A 472-nucleotide genomic window follows, 5' to 3' on the forward strand; every position below is an offset into this window, starting at 1 on the left:
GGCCGTACGCCCTCGTCGCCGTCATCGCGTTGCTCACCGTCGTTGCGGTGTGGTTGTGGATCCCGCACCAGGGCTCCCTGGGCGTCACGTCCGTCACCGGTGAACTGAAGGCGTTGACGCGCCCGCAGGTGTGGTTCGCGCTCGCGATCGGTGTCGTCGGCTTCGGCGGCATGTTCTCGACGTTCAGCTACATCGCGCCGACGATGACGGAGCTCACCGGCTTCTCGGACGCCGTCGTGCCGGTCATCCTGGTCATCTACGGCATCGGCATGACGGCGGGTGCGTTCCTGTCCGAACGCGTCGCCATGCGCGGGCTCATGCGCGGCATCTTCGGCTGCCTCGTGACGATCGCGATCATCCTGTCGCTCTTCGGCTTCGCCGCGCACAACAAGGTCAGCGCGGTCGTGTTCGTGTTCCTGCTCGGCTGCGTGCCGACGATCATGGTGCCGATGATCCAGACGCGGCTCATGGA

Annotated in this window: 1 protein-coding gene; it reads left to right on the top strand. The window is 66.1% G+C overall.

Annotated elements, in window-relative coordinates:
• A partial coding sequence (locus GO615_RS29885; protein WP_169133079.1) for an MFS transporter occupies positions 1-472 on the top strand: 472 nt, incomplete at both ends.

The organism is Aromatoleum evansii (assembly GCF_012910805.1).
Taxonomy (GTDB): domain Bacteria; phylum Pseudomonadota; class Gammaproteobacteria; order Burkholderiales; family Rhodocyclaceae; genus Aromatoleum; species Aromatoleum evansii.